At 52.8% G+C, this 17,669-nt stretch carries 24 protein-coding genes; 15 read left to right on the top strand and 9 right to left on the bottom strand.

Annotated elements, in window-relative coordinates:
* Positions 1 to 5: 5 nt before the first annotated feature.
* From fliJ to KTJ90_RS07475, 11 genes are all read left to right on the top strand, one after another.
* Entirely contained in the window at positions 6 to 449 is a 444-nt protein-coding gene (fliJ, locus tag KTJ90_RS07525; RefSeq protein WP_003854478.1) for a flagellar export protein FliJ, read from the top strand.
* Positions 446 to 1,711 carry a flagellar hook-length control protein FliK gene (locus KTJ90_RS07520; protein ID WP_283543840.1) on the top strand — a complete coding sequence of 422 codons (1,266 nt, stop codon included), beginning with the start codon at positions 446 to 448 and terminating at the stop codon, positions 1,709 to 1,711. The genes fliJ and KTJ90_RS07520 overlap by 4 nt, the downstream gene beginning before the upstream one ends.
* 128 nt (positions 1,712 to 1,839) lie before the next feature.
* The gene (gene fliL, locus KTJ90_RS07515; protein ID WP_003854474.1) at positions 1,840 to 2,325 is read left to right on the top strand and encodes a flagellar basal body-associated protein FliL; all 486 of its coding nucleotides are present in this window, start codon (positions 1,840 to 1,842) and stop codon (positions 2,323 to 2,325) included.
* 4 nt (positions 2,326 to 2,329) lie between these two features.
* Positions 2,330 to 3,337 carry a flagellar motor switch protein FliM gene (gene fliM / locus KTJ90_RS07510; RefSeq protein ID WP_003854473.1) on the top strand — a complete coding sequence of 336 codons (1,008 nt, stop codon included), beginning with the start codon at positions 2,330 to 2,332 and terminating at the stop codon, positions 3,335 to 3,337.
* On the top strand, positions 3,330 to 3,737 hold the full coding sequence (gene fliN / locus KTJ90_RS07505; RefSeq protein WP_003854471.1) for a flagellar motor switch protein FliN: 408 nt from the start codon (positions 3,330 to 3,332) through the stop codon (positions 3,735 to 3,737). The genes fliM and fliN overlap by 8 nt, the downstream gene beginning before the upstream one ends.
* A 10-nt stretch (positions 3,738 to 3,747) precedes the next feature.
* Entirely contained in the window at positions 3,748 to 4,146 is a 399-nt protein-coding gene (fliO, locus tag KTJ90_RS07500; protein ID WP_003854470.1) for a flagellar biosynthetic protein FliO, read from the top strand.
* A complete protein-coding gene (gene fliP / locus KTJ90_RS07495) occupies positions 4,146 to 4,877 on the top strand; it encodes a flagellar type III secretion system pore protein FliP (RefSeq protein ID WP_031593200.1) in 732 nt (243 codons plus the stop codon). The genes fliO and fliP overlap by 1 nt, the downstream gene beginning before the upstream one ends.
* A 26-nt stretch (positions 4,878 to 4,903) precedes the next feature.
* Positions 4,904 to 5,173, top strand: a complete 270-nt coding sequence (gene fliQ, locus KTJ90_RS07490; protein ID WP_003854466.1) for a flagellar biosynthesis protein FliQ — start codon at positions 4,904 to 4,906, stop codon at positions 5,171 to 5,173.
* Entirely contained in the window at positions 5,173 to 5,958 is a 786-nt protein-coding gene (gene fliR / locus KTJ90_RS07485) for a flagellar biosynthetic protein FliR (protein ID WP_003854464.1), read from the top strand. The genes fliQ and fliR overlap by 1 nt, the downstream gene beginning before the upstream one ends.
* A 624-nt stretch (positions 5,959 to 6,582) precedes the next feature.
* On the top strand, positions 6,583 to 7,218 hold the full coding sequence (gene rcsA / locus KTJ90_RS07480; RefSeq protein WP_008926881.1) for a transcriptional regulator RcsA: 636 nt from the start codon (positions 6,583 to 6,585) through the stop codon (positions 7,216 to 7,218).
* 141 nt (positions 7,219 to 7,359) lie between these two features.
* Positions 7,360 to 9,066 (top strand): methyl-accepting chemotaxis protein, encoded by a 1,707-nt coding sequence (locus tag KTJ90_RS07475; protein WP_003854460.1) that lies wholly within the window; start codon positions 7,360 to 7,362, stop codon positions 9,064 to 9,066.
* Between the two features lie 107 nt (positions 9,067 to 9,173).
* Here the strand turns inward: KTJ90_RS07475 and dsrB are convergent, their stop codons facing one another.
* Complete coding sequence (dsrB, locus tag KTJ90_RS07470; protein ID WP_003854458.1) at positions 9,174 to 9,368, bottom strand: protein DsrB; 195 nt, start codon at positions 9,366 to 9,368, stop codon at positions 9,174 to 9,176.
* A gap of 62 nt (positions 9,369 to 9,430) precedes the next feature.
* Positions 9,431 to 9,589, bottom strand: coding sequence for a YqaE/Pmp3 family membrane protein (locus tag KTJ90_RS07465; protein ID WP_003854456.1), 159 nt, complete (start codon positions 9,587 to 9,589; stop codon positions 9,431 to 9,433).
* Between the two features lie 316 nt (positions 9,590 to 9,905).
* On the opposite strand from KTJ90_RS07465, the gene KTJ90_RS07460 reads away from it, so the two are divergent.
* The 3 genes from KTJ90_RS07460 to KTJ90_RS07450 all read left to right on the top strand — a co-directional run bounded on the left by KTJ90_RS07460 (position 9,906) and on the right by KTJ90_RS07450 (position 12,534).
* Positions 9,906 to 10,124, top strand: coding sequence for a DUF2525 domain-containing protein (locus KTJ90_RS07460; protein ID WP_003854453.1), 219 nt, complete (start codon positions 9,906 to 9,908; stop codon positions 10,122 to 10,124).
* A 367-nt stretch (positions 10,125 to 10,491) separates the two neighbouring features.
* A complete protein-coding gene (locus KTJ90_RS07455) occupies positions 10,492 to 11,283 on the top strand; it encodes a mannosyl-3-phosphoglycerate phosphatase-related protein (protein WP_105099071.1) in 792 nt (263 codons plus the stop codon).
* A 30-nt stretch (positions 11,284 to 11,313) separates the two neighbouring features.
* On the top strand, positions 11,314 to 12,534 hold the full coding sequence (locus tag KTJ90_RS07450; protein ID WP_003854447.1) for a glycosyltransferase family protein: 1,221 nt from the start codon (positions 11,314 to 11,316) through the stop codon (positions 12,532 to 12,534).
* Positions 12,535 to 12,619: 85 nt separating this feature from the next.
* Here the strand turns inward: KTJ90_RS07450 and KTJ90_RS07445 are convergent, their stop codons facing one another.
* From KTJ90_RS07445 to KTJ90_RS07425, 5 genes are all read right to left on the bottom strand, one after another.
* Positions 12,620 to 12,796, bottom strand: coding sequence for a YodC family protein (locus KTJ90_RS07445; protein ID WP_003854445.1), 177 nt, complete (start codon positions 12,794 to 12,796; stop codon positions 12,620 to 12,622).
* Between the two features lie 188 nt (positions 12,797 to 12,984).
* Positions 12,985 to 13,116, bottom strand: coding sequence for a hypothetical protein (locus KTJ90_RS07440; protein WP_003854444.1), 132 nt, complete (start codon positions 13,114 to 13,116; stop codon positions 12,985 to 12,987).
* A 33-nt stretch (positions 13,117 to 13,149) separates the two neighbouring features.
* Positions 13,150 to 14,061, bottom strand: coding sequence for a DUF808 family protein (locus KTJ90_RS07435; protein WP_283543837.1), 912 nt, complete (start codon positions 14,059 to 14,061; stop codon positions 13,150 to 13,152).
* 11 nt (positions 14,062 to 14,072) lie between these two features.
* On the bottom strand, positions 14,073 to 14,348 hold the full coding sequence (locus tag KTJ90_RS07430) for a hypothetical protein (protein ID WP_003854439.1): 276 nt from the start codon (positions 14,346 to 14,348) through the stop codon (positions 14,073 to 14,075).
* A 51-nt stretch (positions 14,349 to 14,399) separates the two neighbouring features.
* Positions 14,400 to 14,879 (bottom strand): very short patch repair endonuclease, encoded by a 480-nt coding sequence (locus KTJ90_RS07425; protein ID WP_003854438.1) that lies wholly within the window; start codon positions 14,877 to 14,879, stop codon positions 14,400 to 14,402.
* Between the two features lie 190 nt (positions 14,880 to 15,069).
* Between KTJ90_RS07425 and dcm the strand changes: the two genes are divergently transcribed.
* Positions 15,070 to 16,446, top strand: coding sequence for a DNA (cytosine-5-)-methyltransferase (gene dcm / locus KTJ90_RS07420; protein ID WP_039659965.1), 1,377 nt, complete (start codon positions 15,070 to 15,072; stop codon positions 16,444 to 16,446).
* 43 nt (positions 16,447 to 16,489) lie between these two features.
* Here dcm and KTJ90_RS07415 read toward each other — a convergent pair whose 3' ends face one another.
* Positions 16,490 to 16,771 carry an Arc family DNA-binding protein gene (locus tag KTJ90_RS07415; protein ID WP_003854433.1) on the bottom strand — a complete coding sequence of 94 codons (282 nt, stop codon included), beginning with the start codon at positions 16,769 to 16,771 and terminating at the stop codon, positions 16,490 to 16,492.
* A 71-nt stretch (positions 16,772 to 16,842) separates the two neighbouring features.
* Positions 16,843 to 17,547 carry a phosphohydrolase gene (locus KTJ90_RS07410; protein ID WP_499026122.1) on the bottom strand — a complete coding sequence of 235 codons (705 nt, stop codon included), beginning with the start codon at positions 17,545 to 17,547 and terminating at the stop codon, positions 16,843 to 16,845.
* Between the last annotated feature and the right edge of the window lie 122 nt (positions 17,548 to 17,669).

The raw sequence follows: 17,669 nt of genomic DNA, 5'->3' as shown, positions 1-17,669 counted from the left end.
CGGCAATGAAAACTGCAAATGCCATCGATACGTTGCGCGACCTAGCGGAGCAGGATCTCGAACGTGCCGCCATCTACTTAGGCGATATGCGTCGCGGCCAGCACGCCGCTAACGAGCAGCTGACGATGCTGCTCGACTATCAGGATGAGTATCGCAACAAGCTCAACGACGATATGTCATCCGGTATCGCCAGCACCCGCTGGACCAACTATCACCAGTTTATTCAGACGCTGGAAAAAGCGATTGAGCAGCATCGTAACCAGCTCAATAACTGGAATCAGCGGCTGGAACAGGCGCTGATCAACTGGCGCGACAAACAGCAGCGGCTGAACGCTTATCAGACGCTGATAACGCGTGCAGCAGAAAATGCATTACGACAGGAAAACCGTCTCGATCAGAAACGGATGGACGAATTTGCCCAACGGGCCGCATCGAGGAGAGGCGAATGATTACGCTGCCACATATTGCCACGAAAGCGTCTGTTAAAACCGACGCGGAACCATCAGTTTCAACCGATCTTGCAGCGGGTGAAGACGCGCTGCCTAAGGACTTTCTGACTGCGCTGGGAAACCAGCTGCTCGGCCTGGCGAAACAGCATGGGAAAGTGGCGCAATCCGCTGACGCTAAAGCAGAAAAGACTGATGACGCCCGCCCGAAGGCCCCCCTGAATGCACTGATGGCGGCGCTGGATAATCCTGCTGCGCTGACCGCCCTGTTTAAACCGGAAAATATTAAAGCTGGGTCAAAATCAGCCGATGATAAAGACAAGCCGGACGTGGCACCCTTAAGCGCCACTGACATGCAAAATGTGCAGGCGTTGTTCGCCATGTTACCCGGTGCGGTGACACCGACAGCGACGCCTTCGACCCCGGTCAGCAGTGAGGCGGGCGAGCTGATTGCCCAGACCGACACCGGCCGGAAAAGTCAGACGTCGCTGACGCAACTGCTGAGCAGCGCACAACCGGGCCACGAAACAGGTGACGATGAGAAGGCTGAAGTCAGAAGCGACGCACAAAGCAAACCTGCCGTCGCGACTGCCGCCAGCCAGAGCAACACCGCCGCGCAGAGTGCAACAGGCAATGGCCTGACGCTTGATAGCAGTTTTCAGCAGGCACTGAGCAATATGGTTAAGCAGGATGATCAAGCGATCAAAGCCAGCACCAGCGATAGCACGATCAACGCGATGCCCGTTGCCACCGCCAGCAGCCTGCCCGCCGCGGTGACCGCCTCCGCGACCATCAGCACCCCGTCAACGCCAACGCTGAACTCACAGCTGGGCAGCGACGAGTGGCAACAGGCGCTAAGTCAGCAGATTGTGATGTTCACGCGTAACGGCCAGCAGAACGCGGAGTTGCGTTTACATCCGGCAGACCTTGGCGCTATCCAGATCAGCCTGAAACTGGATAACGACCAGGCACAAATTAATCTGGTTTCCGGCCATAGCCACGTCAGAGCGGCACTGGAAGCCGCAATACCGCAGTTGCGCAGTGCGCTGGCAGAAAGCGGTATTAACCTGGGCGAGAGTCAGGTGAGCAGTGACAGTTCCGCGCAGGGCCAGCAATTCCAGCAACAACAGGAGGCGCGCCGCGATGGACAGCACGGCCGCTTCTCCCTCACCCAGGACAGTGACACCGACATTACGCCGATTGCCGTTCCCGCCGCCCTTCAGGCTCGTGTTAGCGGCAACAGCGCCGTCGATACTTTCGCCTGACAGCGGCAAACGCTGAAGGTAAGCGTAAAACCCGCGTCTTATCTACCCATTGGTTTGACTTAAGACGCGGATAATCTGTCCCGTGAGCCGAGAGGCTTGCCCATAATTCACAGGAAGTAACTGCAACCATGTCTGATAACGCGAAAGCAAAAGGCCGCAAACGTAAACTCTTAATACCAGTGTTGCTCATTGTAACGCTGGCCGCTTGCAGCGCGGCAGGGTATGCAGTCTGGCGAATGATGAATAAACATGAGGGCGATAAGCCTGAGGTGGCGAAAGTTGAACCGCCTCCCGCTCCGGTCTTTTTTGCACTTGATACATTTACGGTTAACCTGGTCAATCCCGACAACGATCCCGACCGCGTGCTTTACGTAGGCTTTACCCTGCGTCTGGCCGATGAGGATACCCGGCGTCGGTTGAATGACTATCTGCCTGAGGTGCGCAGCCGTTTGCTGCTGCTGCTCTCGCGTCAAAGCGCTGCGACGCTGGCGACAGAGCAAGGAAAGCAGGCGCTTGTTGAACAAATCAAACAGGCGCTGACACCCCCGCTGGTAAAAGGTCAACCTCCGCAGGCTGTAAGCGACGTGCTGTTTACTGCCTTCATTTTGAGGTGAATCAATGGGCGATAGCATTCTTTCCCAGGCTGAAATTGACGCCCTTTTAAACGGCGACAGTGGCAGCGCGGAAGAAGAAAAGAAACAAAACGGACCGGAAGGCGATATTCGTCCTTACGATCCGAATACCCAGCGCCGCGTGGTGCGCGAGCGTTTGCAGGCGCTGGAGATTATTAACGAGCGTTTTGCCCGTAGTTTCCGTATGGCGCTGTTTAACCTGCTGCGCCGTAGCCCGGATATCAGTGTCGGGGCGATCAAGATTCAGCCGTATCATGAGTTTGCCCGCAATCTGCCGGTGCCAACCAACCTGAACCTGATCCACCTGAAACCGTTGCGTGGTACAGCGCTGGTGGTGTTCTCACCAAGCCTGGTGTTTATCGCTGTCGACAACCTGTTTGGTGGCGACGGACGTTTTCCGACGAAAGTTGAAGGCCGTGAGTTTACCCATACCGAGCAGCGCGTTATTCGCCGCATGCTGAAGCTGGCGCTGGATGGTTACAGCGACGCATGGAAAGCCATTTATCCACTGGACGTTGAGTATGTACGTTCAGAGATGCAGGTAAAGTTCACCAACATCACCACTTCACCGAACGATATCGTGGTTAACACGCCGTTCCAGGTGGAGATTGGTAACCTGGTGGGTGAGTTTAATATCTGCATCCCGTTTTCAATGATTGAACCGCTGCGCGAGCTGCTGGTGAACCCACCGCTCGAAAACTCTCGTCAGGAAGATAACCACTGGCGCGACAACCTGGTCAAACAGGTGCAGCACTCTGAGCTGGAATTGATTGCGCACTTTGCCGAAACCTCACTGCGTCTGTCACGGATTTTGCAGCTGAAACCCGGTGACGTGCTGCCGATTGAGAAGCCGGAACGCATTATCGCCCATGTCGATAGCGTCCCGGTCTTAACCAGCCAATATGGCACGATGAATGGTCAGTACGCGCTCCGTGTCGAACACCTGATTAACCCGATTTTGAATTCGCTGAACGAGGAACAGCCCCATGACTGACAGTAATAAACCGTCTGACGATATCTCTGCGGACGATCTGTGGGCTGAAGCGATGAATGAGCAGGTCGGCAGCAGCAGTGCGCCGCAGACCGACGACGTCTTCAAATCATTCGACAGCGGCAACGTCGCTGGATCGCTGCAGGATATCGATCTGATTATGGATATCCCGGTGAAACTCACCGTGGAACTGGGTCGCACCAAAATGACCATTAAAGAGCTGCTGCGTTTAACGCAGGGTTCGGTGGTCTCGCTGGATGGCCTGGCAGGTGAACCGCTTGATATTCTGATCAACGGCTACCTGATCGCTCAGGGTGAAGTTGTCGTGGTGAACGACAAATATGGCGTGCGCATCACTGACATCATCACCCCATCTGAACGTATGCGTCGTCTGAGTCGCTAAGAGTCACATTATGAATAGCCAGAATCAAACGCTGCAACCGGCTGCACCGCACGCTCAGGCGATCTCAACCGGCTCTATGCTGGCTCAGGTCAGCAGCGTATTAGCCGTAATTATCTTATTGATTCTGGCCTGCGCCTGGCTGGCACGCCGTGTCGGCTTCGCGCCGAAAAAGGTCAGCAGCCAGGAGCTTAAACTCACCGCCAGCGTATCGGTGGGCCAGCGTGAGCGGGTGGTGATTATCGATACCGCCGATGCCCGTCTGGTGCTGGGCGTCACCGCACAGCAGGTTACCCATCTGCACACGCTGCCGCCGGGTGAACCGGTCGCTGTGACGCCGGTGAACAGTGCGCCACAGGATTTTCGTCAGCTGTTACAGAACCTGGTTAAACGTCCCGGAAAACCACAATGATGCGTCGACTGCTTCCTTTACTGCCACTGCTGTTACTGGCACCGGTTGCCCATGCCCAGCTGCCGGGCCTGGTGAGCCACTCACTGCCGAACGGCGGTCAGAGCTGGTCCCTGCCGGTTCAGACGCTGGTTTTTATCACTGCACTGACCTTTATTCCAGCCGTGCTGCTGATGATGACCAGTTTCACCCGCATCATCATCGTGTTTGGCTTACTGCGTAACGCCCTTGGCACGCCCTCGGCGCCGCCTAACCAGGTGCTGCTTGGACTGTCGCTGTTTCTGACCTTCTTTATTATGGCGCCGACGTTCGACAAAATTTATCAGGACGCTTATCTGCCATTCAGTCAGGACAAGATCAGCATGGATGTGGCGATCGATAAAGGCGCCCAGCCACTGCGCGAATTTATGCTGCGTCAGACCCGCGAAGCCGATTTAGCGCTGTTTGCCCGTCTGGCGAATACCGCCCCGATTGCCGGCCCTGAAGCGGTGCCGATGCGCATTCTGTTGCCCGCCTATGTCACCAGCGAGTTGAAGACGGCGTTCCAGATTGGCTTTACCGTGTTTATCCCGTTCCTGATCATCGATCTTGTGGTTGCCAGTGTGCTGATGGCGCTGGGGATGATGATGGTCCCGCCAGCGTCTATCGCGCTGCCGTTTAAACTGATGCTGTTTGTTCTGGTCGATGGCTGGCAACTGCTGGTCGGTTCACTGGCGCAAAGCTTCTACTCCTGATCCCCCTTTTCTTACCGGAGCAACATATGACACCTGAATCAGTAATGGTAATGGGACAGGAAGCGATGCGCGTCGCCCTGATGCTGGCCGCCCCGCTGCTGCTGGCAGCCCTGGTCAGTGGCCTGCTGATCAGCCTGATCCAGGCGGCGACGCAGGTCAACGAACAGACCTTATCCTTTATTCCTAAGATTCTGGCCGTTGCCACCACCGGTATCATTGCCGGTCCGTGGATGCTGAATCTGCTGCTGGATTATATCCGCACCGTCTTTACTAACCTGCCATACATCATCGGCTGATGATTACTCTCGATAGCAGCCAGCTGGTTCATTGGGTCAGCCAGTTCTTCTGGCCTCTGGTGCGCATCATGGCATTATTCGCCACTGCTCCCATCCTCAATGAACGATCTATCAGCAAGCGTGTCAAAATCGGTCTGGCGGTGATGATCACCTGGCTGGTCATGCCGCTGTTACCGGCTGTTAATGTGACGCTGTTTTCACCTCCCGGCTTTCTGCTGCTGATTCAGCAGATGCTGATAGGTATTGCCCTCGGCTTCACCATGCAGTTCGCGTTTGCGGCTGTGCGCCTTGCCGGTGAAGTGATTGGTTTGCAGATGGGCATCTCGTTCGCCACCTTTTTCGATCCCGGCAGCCGCCTGAACATGCCAGTGCTGGCCCGTTTTCTCGACATGCTGGCGATGCTGCTGTTCCTGACCTTTAACGGGCATCTGTGGCTGATTTCGCTGCTGGTGGACAGTTTTCATACGCTGCCGATTGGCGGTGAGCCGGTAAATGCCAACGCGTTCATGGCACTGGTGAAGTCGGGCGGATTAATTTTCCTTAACGGCATGATGTTAGCGCTGCCCTTAATCGTTTTGTTACTCATGGTAAATCTGGTACTGGGTTTGTTAAATCGTGTTTCACCACAGTTATCAATCTTCGCAATTGGCTTCCCTATTACCTTATCAGTTGGAATTTTAACCATCAGCTTGCTGATGCCCCTGCTAGCCCCGTTCTGTGAACGTTTATTCGGTGAAATTTTTGATTTACTCGCCCTGTTCCTGACAGAACTATCCCGTCCCTGAACATTAAGTTTCTAACTACCTTTGCAAAATGACACTTAAGTATCACAAAACCATCCATGCATCTTCAGAACCATGTTTTCCAGAATGCAACTAAGGAAATTCTGATAAACGTGCGCAGAGTCTGAAAATAATTCTTATTAAACCGGGCTTCGCGTATTTTAGTTGGGTGGTTCACAGAAGCGGTCAGACTGTGAATGTGCAGGCTAAATCGGCAAATCACTGTATTTACAAGAAAAAATTCTTTAAGTGATTTTTCTTGTTAAAAAAGTGTTTTTCCGGCATTGTCAACGCACGCTGAGACTTCACACTTTCGTAAAACAAATGTTTTTGAGAATTGTCCTATCAGAAAACGCTTTGTTTTCTAGGATAGTGATACAGCTCTCAAAAATGCGTTTTACTGCTTCCGACACTTCACTGGCACTCCCCCGCCATGGTCGGAGAGTGTGTGACGTCATGGCGGCACAAAATTTTTGCAGAACGGGTCAGGGATGAAGACTTTTACGGGCGGTTGCCTGTTGCCAAACTGCACGAGCAGAATAAAAAGTATCTAAGAAATCTCTCTCGTACCGCAACGCGTATTCATCGTTGATTTAAACGGATAACAAATTGGTGAGGGTCGCTATTATGCCAACTATTATTATGGATTCCTGCAACTACACACGCCTGGGATTATCAGACTATATGTCTTTAAAAGGAGTTAAGAAGAAAAATATCTCTTCTGTCTCCGATATTGAGCAACTACAGCAGAAATGTGAGCAATTAAATCCTGGTGTCGTCTTTATTAATGAAGATTGTTTCATTCATGAGTCAGATTCCAGTGAACGTATTCGCAGTATTATTACGCAGCATCCGGACACACTGTTCTTTATATTCATGGCGATTAGCAATATCCATTTTGAGGAATATCTCTACGTTCGTAAGAACCTGATTATTACATCAAAATCGATGAAGACATCGACCCTGGACTCCTTACTCGGCACCTATTTGCAGAAGAAGCTTAACCAGTCTGCACGCATCTCTTCTGGCATGGATGTTCATCCATTAACGTTGAGCCAGACTGAGTCAAACATGCTGAAGATGTGGATGTCAGGTCATGATACCATTCAGATCTCAGATAAAATGCAAATTAAGGCCAAAACGGTATCGTCACACAAAGGTAATATTAAACGCAAAATCAAAACCCATAATAAGCAGGTTATTTATCATGTGGTGCGTTTGACCGATAATGTGACCTCGGGTATTTACGTTAATATTCGCTGATCGTAAATCCTGAAGAACCGGCCGGTATGGCCGGTTTTTTTTTGCACTAAATTGCGATCCATGTCTCATTCTTACTGCTAACCTTTTTCGCTCTTTTGCCGATGTTATGCCTTATAACAACAGCCTCAAGAGAGCAAGGATATGAACACTGCATTAGATAATGATGGACAGAAAAGCGCTGGCATCTGGCAGAATCTCCGCCTGGTGCCGCTGTTTAGCCTGATCTTCGGCGGCATTTTGCTGCTGTTCGCACTCTGCATTGGTGTCGCCAGTTACTTTCTGATTTTAAGCAACCACTCACTTGATGATGCCACGGACGAAATTCAGGTTCGTATGGGCCTTTCTAACAGTTCAAACCACCTGCGTACTGCGCGACTGACCATTATTCAGGCGGGTGCCGCCGCGCGTATCGGTGAAATGGACGATTTTCGTGCCAATATCGCCGCCGCTGAAAAACGTATTCAACAGGCAAAGCAGGGGTTCGCGGTCTATATGGCGCGTGTAGTGAAGACGCCAGCAGACGTTGAACTGGACGCCACACTGCAGACCCGCTTCAACAATTACATCAATAAAGGCCTGATACCGATGATCGATTCCGGTAAACAGGGCAGTTTTGAGGGCATTATCGCTCAGGAGACGGACGTTACCCGCAAGCTGGATGACGAGTACAACGCGGTATTACTCAAAGCGATCAAGATTCGTACTGACCGCGCCAATGCCATTACCGCTGAAGCGGATCAGCAATCGCGCATCGGCTTTATCTCAATGGCTGTGGCGTTCAGTGCCGCACTGGTGCTGGTGCTGCTGACCTTTGTGTTCCTGCGCCGCGTGGTCATTAGCCCCCTGCGTCAGTCTGTGCTGCGTATCGAGCGTATTGCGCAGGGCGATCTGACCTCCGCCCCCCTGCCCTTTGGTCGCAGTGAGATTGGTACACTGATCCACAATCTGCAGCTGATGCAGCAGTCGCTGGTGACCACCGTGGGTACGGTGCGTGAAGGCGCAGTGGCCATTTATCAGGGTTCCAGCGAAATATCAGCCGGTAACACCGATCTCTCATCCCGTACCGAGCAGCAGGCAGCGGCACTGGAGCAGACCGCAGCCAGCATGGAACAACTTACCGCCACAGTGAAACAGAACGCCGAGAATGCGCATCACGCCAGTCAGCTCGCCGCAGATGCCTCAGGCAAAGCGCGCAGCGGAGGCGATCTGGTCAATAATGTCGTGAAAACCATGACCAATATTTCCGGCAGCTCGAAGAAAATCGCTGAGATCACCAATGTCATTAATAGCATTGCGTTCCAGACCAATATTCTGGCGCTGAACGCGGCGGTTGAAGCGGCACGGGCCGGTGAACAGGGACGTGGTTTTGCGGTGGTAGCGAGCGAAGTGCGAAATCTGGCCCAGCGCAGTGCGCAGGCTGCTAAAGAGATAGAATCTTTAATAGCGGAGTCGGTTACGCTGATCAATGACGGTTCGCATCAGGTCGGCGCGGCCGGGAACACGATGGGTGAAATTGTAGAAGCAGTCCGTCGCGTCACCGACATTATGTCAGAGATTGCCGCAGCGTCGGATGAACAGAGCCGTGGCATTCAGCAGGTGAGCCAGGCGGTTACCGAGATGGATAACGTTACCCAGCAGAACGCCTCTCTGGTGGAAGAAGCTTCAGCCGCAGCAGCCTCGCTTGAAGATCAGGCCGGTAAATTAACACAGGCGGTGGCCGCATTCCGCCTGCACGATTCCCCCGCTACCGCAGGTGTGGCTCCACGCGCCGCTGCACCACTCAAAACACCGGCACTGGCAGCACGTCCTGCGCTCGCCACCGGTACTGATAACTGGGAAACCTTCTAAGGTCATCGCCAGTCATCCCGGGCGGGCGACGACTGCCGGGGGATTACCAACAGCAAAAAGCCGCGTTTCCGTATACCGGAACGCAGCTTTTTTATTGCGCGTCAGGTTCAGGCATCCTGGCAAGGCTCTACAAAAATGCCATCCGGCTGGTTTGTTTCATTAAAAAACCAGATACCCAATGGGTAATCTTCCAGCGCCACTAAAAACATAGTGCCTTCATTGAATGGCTCCATAGCCAGAATGTTGCCTGTGCGACGGGGGCCGCCATCGGTTTTAACGCTGACGCGGTCATTTACCTTCATTTCGGTTCTCCAGATAATATATTGAATACAGTCTAAACGAAGAACCGTGCCAATGCAGCGCGTTACCGGCGGGCAATAACCCAGACGGCGTGAATGATGCCCGGGATATACCCACAGATTGTCAGCAGGATGTTCAGCCAGAATGCGCCGCCAAAACCAACCTGCATAAACACGCCCAGTGGCGGCAGCAATATCGCAATAATAATTCGTAAAATGTCCATGACCATTCCTTTAGGTATTGATAAAAATCAGCTTTATTATCAACTATAGCTGAATATGCTCTGTCAGGACATAAAGTCAGGTAAATCTGAGTAAGGATAAAGTTTTGCAGTATCTTAACGTTTTACCGCAAGATTTCTTACGCGCCTCGCCTATACACTTCCCTGACTGCACCCCCCCAATAGGTGCAGCCAAAATGCAAGTAACAAGGATTTTGCCCGCGCAGCGCGGGCTTTTTTTTGCCTGAAATTTGCCCGCGCCCGCCTTTCTGCATCAGGTTCTATACTCAATATTCTGTTTGCTCTCAGGAGTCAGAAAATGAAAGACGAAATGCAGCACAGCGAGGGTCAGCCGTCAGATTTACAGGTTGATATCGAGGGTTTACTAACGGCTATTCAGGCCAGAACGTCTGGAGAAATTCGGGAGTATATGGATCAGGACCAGCAGCCACGGCTGGAAGTTGAAGGCCGGGTTTTTCACTCCTACACCGAACTGGCAGAGGCGTTTGAGATCGACATTTCGAATTATCGCGCCTGAGAATTTGATGGCTGAAATCGATTTCAAAAAAATACCCGGCGGGAAGGCCGGGTAAAAAACTCATTCGTTACACCAGGGAATTCTTAACACCTCTGCAGATTACCCTATCCCTGGATTGAAACAAGCATCAGATATGCACATTTTTGCAACATGTCAGACAGATATGTAAAAATGTTACCGGAAACACCGCGCCAGCTGGTCATTGCGCCCCGCACACTTCATGCATCCCTCGGATTATTGCGACCTGGTTTTAAGAATTATCCTGGATTTCGGGCCAATGACGCAGGAAAAAAAGTGTGAGCCATATTCAACTATAATATTGAAAAATCGCCGCTTTAGCCGCGAACGTGATGAAAGGAGCCTGTTAATGCCCGATCTCCACCAGCCGTTAATGATTATTACCGATTTGGATGGTTCACTACTGGACCATCATACCTATCGCTGGGATGCGGCCACCGAGTGGCTCACCACGCTGAAACACCATGCGGTTCCGCTGGTGATCTGTTCCAGCAAAACAGCGGCCGAAATTATTCCGTTGCAAAAAAGGCTCGGCATCAGCGGTTCGCCGTTTATTGCTGAGAATGGCGCAGTGATACAGACACAGGATCAACAGCGGATTCGCCTGCCTGATAACACGCTGACTTATGACAACCTCTGTCTGCGCCTGGCTGCTTTAAAAAAAGATTTTCGCTTTACCGGTTTTCATGACTTCTCTGATCCGGAAGTTGCCTCAATGACTGGATTAAGCGAAGCGGAATCAGCGCTGTCCCGTCAGCGCGACGCTTCTGAAGTCATTGTCTGGCGCGACAGTGACGAAGCCTTTGATCGTTTTCATGACGCACTACGCGCTGAAGGCCTGGCACTGACCCAGGGCGGACGTTTCTGGCATGTCCTGCCCGCCGGGAGCGGCAAAGGCGAAGCGCTGCGCTGGCTGCTGGATCACTTCCCCGGAGAGACACGCACCACAATCGGCCTGGGCGACGGGCCTAATGATGCGCCGATGCTGGATGCGGTTGATTATGCCGTGGTGATTAAAGGCTACAGTAAAACGCCGGTGACACTCAGCCGGACCGACCCTGCTCAGGTTTATCACACGGCTCATCATGGCCCCGAAGGCTGGCGTGAAGGGCTGGACTATTTTCTGACTCAATCTCAATAAGCTGCCCACGGGCATTAAAAGGATGATGCGATGAGTGACTTTTACCAGAATGGCGTAATCACTAACTTCCACAACCTTACCCACCGCAGTGTGGAGTCGCTGGAAAAAGAGATGGTACGCTTTGCCCGCAAACGCAAAATGGGGCTGATCCTGCCATCGCTATTTTCTGAACTTGAAGGCCCGGCGCTGACAAAAATCGTTGATGAACTGGCTAAAGTGCCTTATCTGGATGAAATCGTGATTGGTCTGGACCGCGCTGACCGCGACCAGTTCCTGTTTGCCCGGGAATTCTTCTCCCGTCTGCCGCAACGGCATCGCATTCTGTGGAACGATGGCCCACGCCTCAAGGCGATCGATGCGGAGCTGGATAAAGAGGGTCTGTCACCCACCAATCCGGGTAAAGGCCGCAATGTCTGGTTTTGTACCGGTTATACCCTGGCGTCGGACCGCACCAGCTGTGTGGCATTGCATGACTGCGATATTGTCACCTATGAGCGCGGCATGCTGGCCCGTCTGCTTTACCCGCTGGCAAACCCGGCGTTTCAGTATGAATTCTGTAAAGGGTTCTATGCGCGGGTTGCGGATGGCAAGCTTAATGGCCGCGTAGGCCGTCTTCTGGTCGGGCCGCTGCTGCGCTCGCTGCAGAAAGTCTATGGCCATTCCGAATATCTGGATTATCTGTCGAGCTTCCGCTATCCGCTCTCCGGCGAGTTCGCTATGCGAACCCATGTGCTGAACGGCATTAAAATCCCCGGCGACTGGGGGCTTGAGATTGGTGTGCTGTCAGAGATTTACCGCAACTACACCACCCGTCAGTCGTGCCAGGTGGAAATCGCCGATAATTACGATCACAAGCATCAGCCACTGGCGGAAGATGATGGCACCGGCGGCCTGAAGCGTATGAGCAGCGATATCGTCCAGTCACTGCTGCGTAAGCTCGCCACCATGGGTGTGCCGTTGACCAGCGACTCGTTTCGTGTGCTGAAAGCAACCTATTACCGTAATGCGCTGGATATGATGGAGACCTATAACCACGAGGCGGCGATGAACGGGCTGAAGTTTGATCAGCATGTGGAAGAGGCAGCAGTAGAGATGTTTACCCAGTCCATTCTGGAAGCGGGCCAGGCTTTTATTGAGCGACCTAACGATAAGCCGTTTATACCGAGCTGGAGCCGTGTCCAGTCTGCTTTTCCGGACGTGCTGCAGCGTATCTATCAGGCCGTTGAAGAGGATAACGACGGGAATGTCTGAAACAGGACGGCACAGGGACGTGCCGGGCCATCAATAAAATTTAAGCGGGCCTGGCGGGTCACTGGACCCACAGGCCTGTATGCTATCAGCTCGCCAGTTGCTCAGGATTCAGGGCGCTCAGCTCATCACTACGAAAGGCTTCACTGCGAACAGCATAACCGTCGTACCAGCGGCATTCCACCATGCCACTCGCGAAGCCGGTCACCACCATCGTCTGTCCCTGTTCCTTGTGCTGCACTTCTTCACTGATTGCGAAAACCATATTGCGCTCCTTTGATTACCTGTGTGTTATTAACCTGAGTGACTATTTTCTTTATAGCAGGCGAAGAAGGTTCCTGCCTGTTAAGGCACGCAAAAAAAGGGCAAATTCGGAATTAATCAGCTGGATATGCGGAAAATAAAAAAAGCGGATAAAAACTTATCCGCTTTGATGAAGTCTTGACGCTGACGTCAGATTTTACAGCCTTCGCAATCGGCTTCGTCGCCGAGATCATCCGGCACTTCGCTGGCTTTTTTCTCCGCTTTCGCTTCAGCCTGCTCAAGTTGTGCGTCGATATCAAATTCAAACATGTCGTCGTTCATCGTCATTCTCCTGACCGTAAATCACAGTGCGCTTTATACCGATTTTCCGCGCACTCTGGCAATAAGGTTAACCACTAACAGCACGATCGACCCAATGATAAAACCAAGCACCAGGTTTGCGCCATTACTCAGGAGCATGGCGATCCAGCCGTTAAAGCCGCTGCTGACTTGCCCGATGAGGTGATGCAGCGGTTCAATGCCATGCACCACGATGCCACCACCCACAAGGAACATCGCGATGGTGCCGACCACTGAAAGAATCTTCATCAACCAGGGCGCTGCAGCCAGCAGCACGCTGCCGATGCCCTGCGCAAGCCGCGAGGTTTTTTCACGCAGCCAGAAGCCAAGGTCATCAATTTTCACGATGGCGGCCACGATGCCGTACACGCCAATGGTGACCAGAATCGCGATGCCCGCCAGAATAATCACCTGGTTAAGCAGCGGTGCTTCCGACACAATCCCTAAGGTAATCGCGACAATTTCAGCAGAGAGAATGAAATCCGTGCGCACCGCGCCTTTGATCTTCTTCTTCTCGAACTCTGCCGCATTCTCTTTAGCCAGTGAGTCAAGTCGCTGCTTGCGCGCTTCCGGTGATTTGCTCTGCTTATCCTGTTGTAGCGTGTGCATGACCTTTTCAACGCCTTCGTAACAGAGATAGGCCCCGCCAATCATCAGCAGCGGCGTGATAAGCCAGGGCGCAAACGCAGAGATGACCAGCGCCATGGGCACCAGGATCAGTTTGTTGAGGAACGAGCCCTTGGCAACGCCCCAGACCACAGGCAGCTCACGATTGGCTTTTACGCCGGTGACCTGCTGTGCATTCAGCGACAGATCGTCGCCCAGTACGCCAGCGGTTTTTTTTGCCGCTACTTTCCCCATGACGGAAATATCATCCAGAAGTGTTGCAATATCATCAAGTAAAGTCAGTAAACTGGTGCCTGCCAAAATTCTTATCCTTAGTCTGGTTCGTTATGTTGACAACATGGGCAGCGCTCAATTTCCGTAACGGTCATCTCTGCGATGCCCTCACAATCCCACTCCACCCGTACCGTCTCACCTGCTTTGCCTTCAGCATGCAAATATTTGCTGACCGGGCTTTCGGTCATGCCGGTAATCTCCTCCGTGGCAATAAGCCTGTCACCGCAGTAGACCCGCGCAGTCGCTTTGGTGTTAACCATCCGCTCGTCACGAATCTGATAGAGGCGTTTTACCGTCAGTTTTATGCTGCTCATTTAGGCTCCTGGCCACGGAGAAAGCGCAGATCTAACCAATTATGTTACTGATTAGCAATCAGCGTTGTAATGATGAATACCCTGATGGTCGACCTCGGCACTCTCCGACATCGCCATCAGCCACTCCTCCAGCCGCTCCAGCAGATCCTGATCCGTCAGGCGCAGTTTGCCCCGTAGCGCACACTCCCAGATGATCAGTACTTTCCAGCCGCCCTCCTGCAGCTGGCGCACATAGCGCCGATCACGTTCAACATTGCTGTTGATTTTGCCGGTCCAGAACTCTGTTCGCGTCGCCGGCATCTTAAACAGATAGCAGTGATGGCGATGCCAGAAACAGCCATGAACAAAGATGATTGCCTGCTGTTCTGTCAGAACGAAATCAGGCCGACCCGGCAGGTTTTTATCCTGCACGCGAAAGCTGAATCCCCGGTCCTTCAGCAACAGTGCAATACGTTGCTCAATGGCCGTATCCTGAGCGCGAATAGCACGCATATTTTTGCTGCGCGTTTCGCTGGAGTGAACATCAGCCATAACCTCTCCTTTTTTGCTGGTTCTGTAACTTTAGTCTGCGCCACGAAAAGCGAAAGCTGTCGCCGGATGAGTTCGGAGAGTATGCCGCAAAAACAGAACTTTCCGGGGCGCTGGCACGGGGCACATCCCGGCAATTTCCTCATAGCGTCTGGAGTGATAGCATAGGCGCCTTACTGTTAAGGAAAAACGCATGCATTCCGCCGCTCTCGCTGCCCCACTCTCTGCTGCACCCTCATCTGCTGACGCGTCTGAACTTGTTCAGCAGGTGCTGGCAATCTATTCAGTTCGTGATCTTACGGCCCGCCTGCATCAGGCAGGGTTTTCCTGCTGGACGCCATCACTGCTGAACCGGATCCGTCAGGGTAAAAGCGCCTTGCCGCCGTTGTGCGAGGCGGAGCTGTCGCTGCTGCAAAGTCTGCTGCCGACCCGACCGGCCCATTATGATAATCCTGAGTTTCGTTTCATCGATCTTTTTGCCGGGATTGGCGGCATTCGTAAAGGATTCGAGGCAATTGGCGGCAAGTGCGTCTTCACCAGTGAATGGAATAAAGAGGCGGTTCGCACTTACAAAGCCAATCACTACAGCGATCCGCTGGAGCATCACTTTAATACCGATATCCGTCAGGTTACCCAGCCGGAAGGTCTGACCGATGACGACGCGATTTACCGCGCGATTGATGCGGCGATCCCTGATCACCAGGTACTGCTGGCGGGTTTTCCCTGTCAGCCCTTTTCGCTGGCGGGCGTCAGCAAGAAAAATGCGATGGGACGCGCGCACGGTTTTGAGTGTCAGGTGCAGGGCACGCTGTTTTTCGATGTCGCCCGTATTCTGGCCGCCAAGAAACCGCCCTTCTTTGTGCTGGAGAATGTGAAAAACCTTAAGAGCCATGATAAAGGCCGCACCTTCGCCATTATCATGGAGACGCTGGATGAGCTGGGCTATGACGTGGCCGATGCCGGAGCCGGCAGCCCGGATGCCAAAGTGATCGATGCGCGTCACTTTCTGCCACAGCATCGCGAACGCATTGTGCTGGTCGGTATCCGCCGCGACCTGAAGAAGCAGGACTTTACGCTACGCGACATCCGCCGTTTCTATCCGGCGCAGGTGCCCAGCCTGCAGAGCCTGCTGGAGCGCGCGCCAGACGACAAATATATTCTGTCGCCGGTGTTATGGCGCTACCTCTACCAGTATGCGAAAAAACATAAAGCGAAAGGCAATGGCTTTGGTTTTGGCCTTAACGATCCGCGTAATCCTGATTGCTGCGTGCGGACGCTGTCGGCGCGGTACTATAAAGATGGCTCAGAAATTCTGATTGACCGCGGCTGGGACAGCGCTGTTGGCGAAGCAGCGTTTCAGGATGCAGACAATATGGCACGACGGCCCCGTCGTCTCTCCCCGCGCGAGTGCGCCCGTCTGATGGGCTTCGATGTGCCTGGCCGTGAGCCGTTCCGCATTCCGGTCTCGGACACGCAGGCTTATAAACAGTTTGGGAACTCGGTGGTTGTGCCGGTGTTTGCGGCAGTCGCGCAGCTGCTGCTGCCACATATACGTCAGCTGAAATCGTAATGGTTCTGAAATAAAAAAACCCGTCCTGCGACGGGTTTCTGTTTTATTTCTTCTTCTTGCTCTGTTTCTTGAGCAGCAGACGAATCTGCTTCAACTCGCTGGCGCTCAATCCATCGGATTTCACGTCAGTGGCACCTGATCCCTCAGTCCCCTCTTCGGTGATGTCCTGATTATCAATCGCCGGATGGGGATGCGTTTCCAGACTGGCCTGCAAACGTTGCACAATTTCCTGACTCATTGAAATCTGGTTTTCCAGCGCCAGCTGTTTAATCGTTTCTTTCAACTCAGGATCAATTTTAATTGTTAAATTAACAGTTTCGGTCATCGGGCAGCTCCTTTTTGTTATCGCTACACGCTACCGGATGCCCGTTTCGATTAATATACTGTCATAAAAATTTAATATTCAGTTTTCAATGGGGTGAAGTCACGCAGTACGCCCTCATCCAGCCCCACCAGATTGCCCTGCAGTTCGGCATAAAGTTTCGCCATGTAGCGCACCAGGAAATCGACGTTATGCTCAGCTAACATGCGGCCGGTTTCGGTGTGCATGGTTTCCGGCAGGCGCAACAGCTTCTTCTGAAAATGGTCCAGCGTCCACTTAACATCATTCAGCTCGCGATCTCTGCCCAGCGGGTCCTGACTGTCAAATAACGGGCGATTCAGCGCACCCGCCGTGTAAAAAACGCGCGCCAGTCCGATTGCGCCCAGTGACTCCAGCCGGTCAGCATCCTGGACGATTTTAGCTTCCAGTGTCTGAGGCGGTATGCCAGCACTGAAACTGTGAGTTTTAACGGCATGCATCACCGCATCAATCTTCTCAGCAGGGAAATCGAGAAAGTCCTGCTGCAGAATGCGCTGGGTTTCCGTGGCGGCATAGGTTGAGGCGAGATGACGTTCCGGATGATTTTTTGGCAGATTAACCACATCGTGAAAATAACAGGCGGTGAGCACTACCAATGGATCAGCGGGTGTACCCGTCATGATTCGCTGCGCGCTCATCCAGACGCGCCGTAAATGGGCAATATCGTGCGCGCCGTCGTCGTGGATCCAGTTCGCCTGAAACCAGCTTTCATAGCGAGATTGCCAGAGTGTGAGTGACATAGTCTATCTCCCTGTAGTGACCGACAGCAGATTCTCTGTCGTGTTCAGTGCACGAACGGCAAGCCATCATAGCGACTGGCTAATGACACTTTTTTTACAGTGCTGTTGAAAAGAGCGGCGCT

Origin of the sequence: Pantoea jilinensis, from assembly GCF_019104105.1 — a bacterium.
GTDB classification, from domain to species: Bacteria; Pseudomonadota; Gammaproteobacteria; order Enterobacterales; family Enterobacteriaceae; genus Pantoea; species Pantoea eucalypti.
Note: the sequence above shows the minus strand (reverse complement) of the source record. Positions and strands in the feature narration are given on the sequence as shown.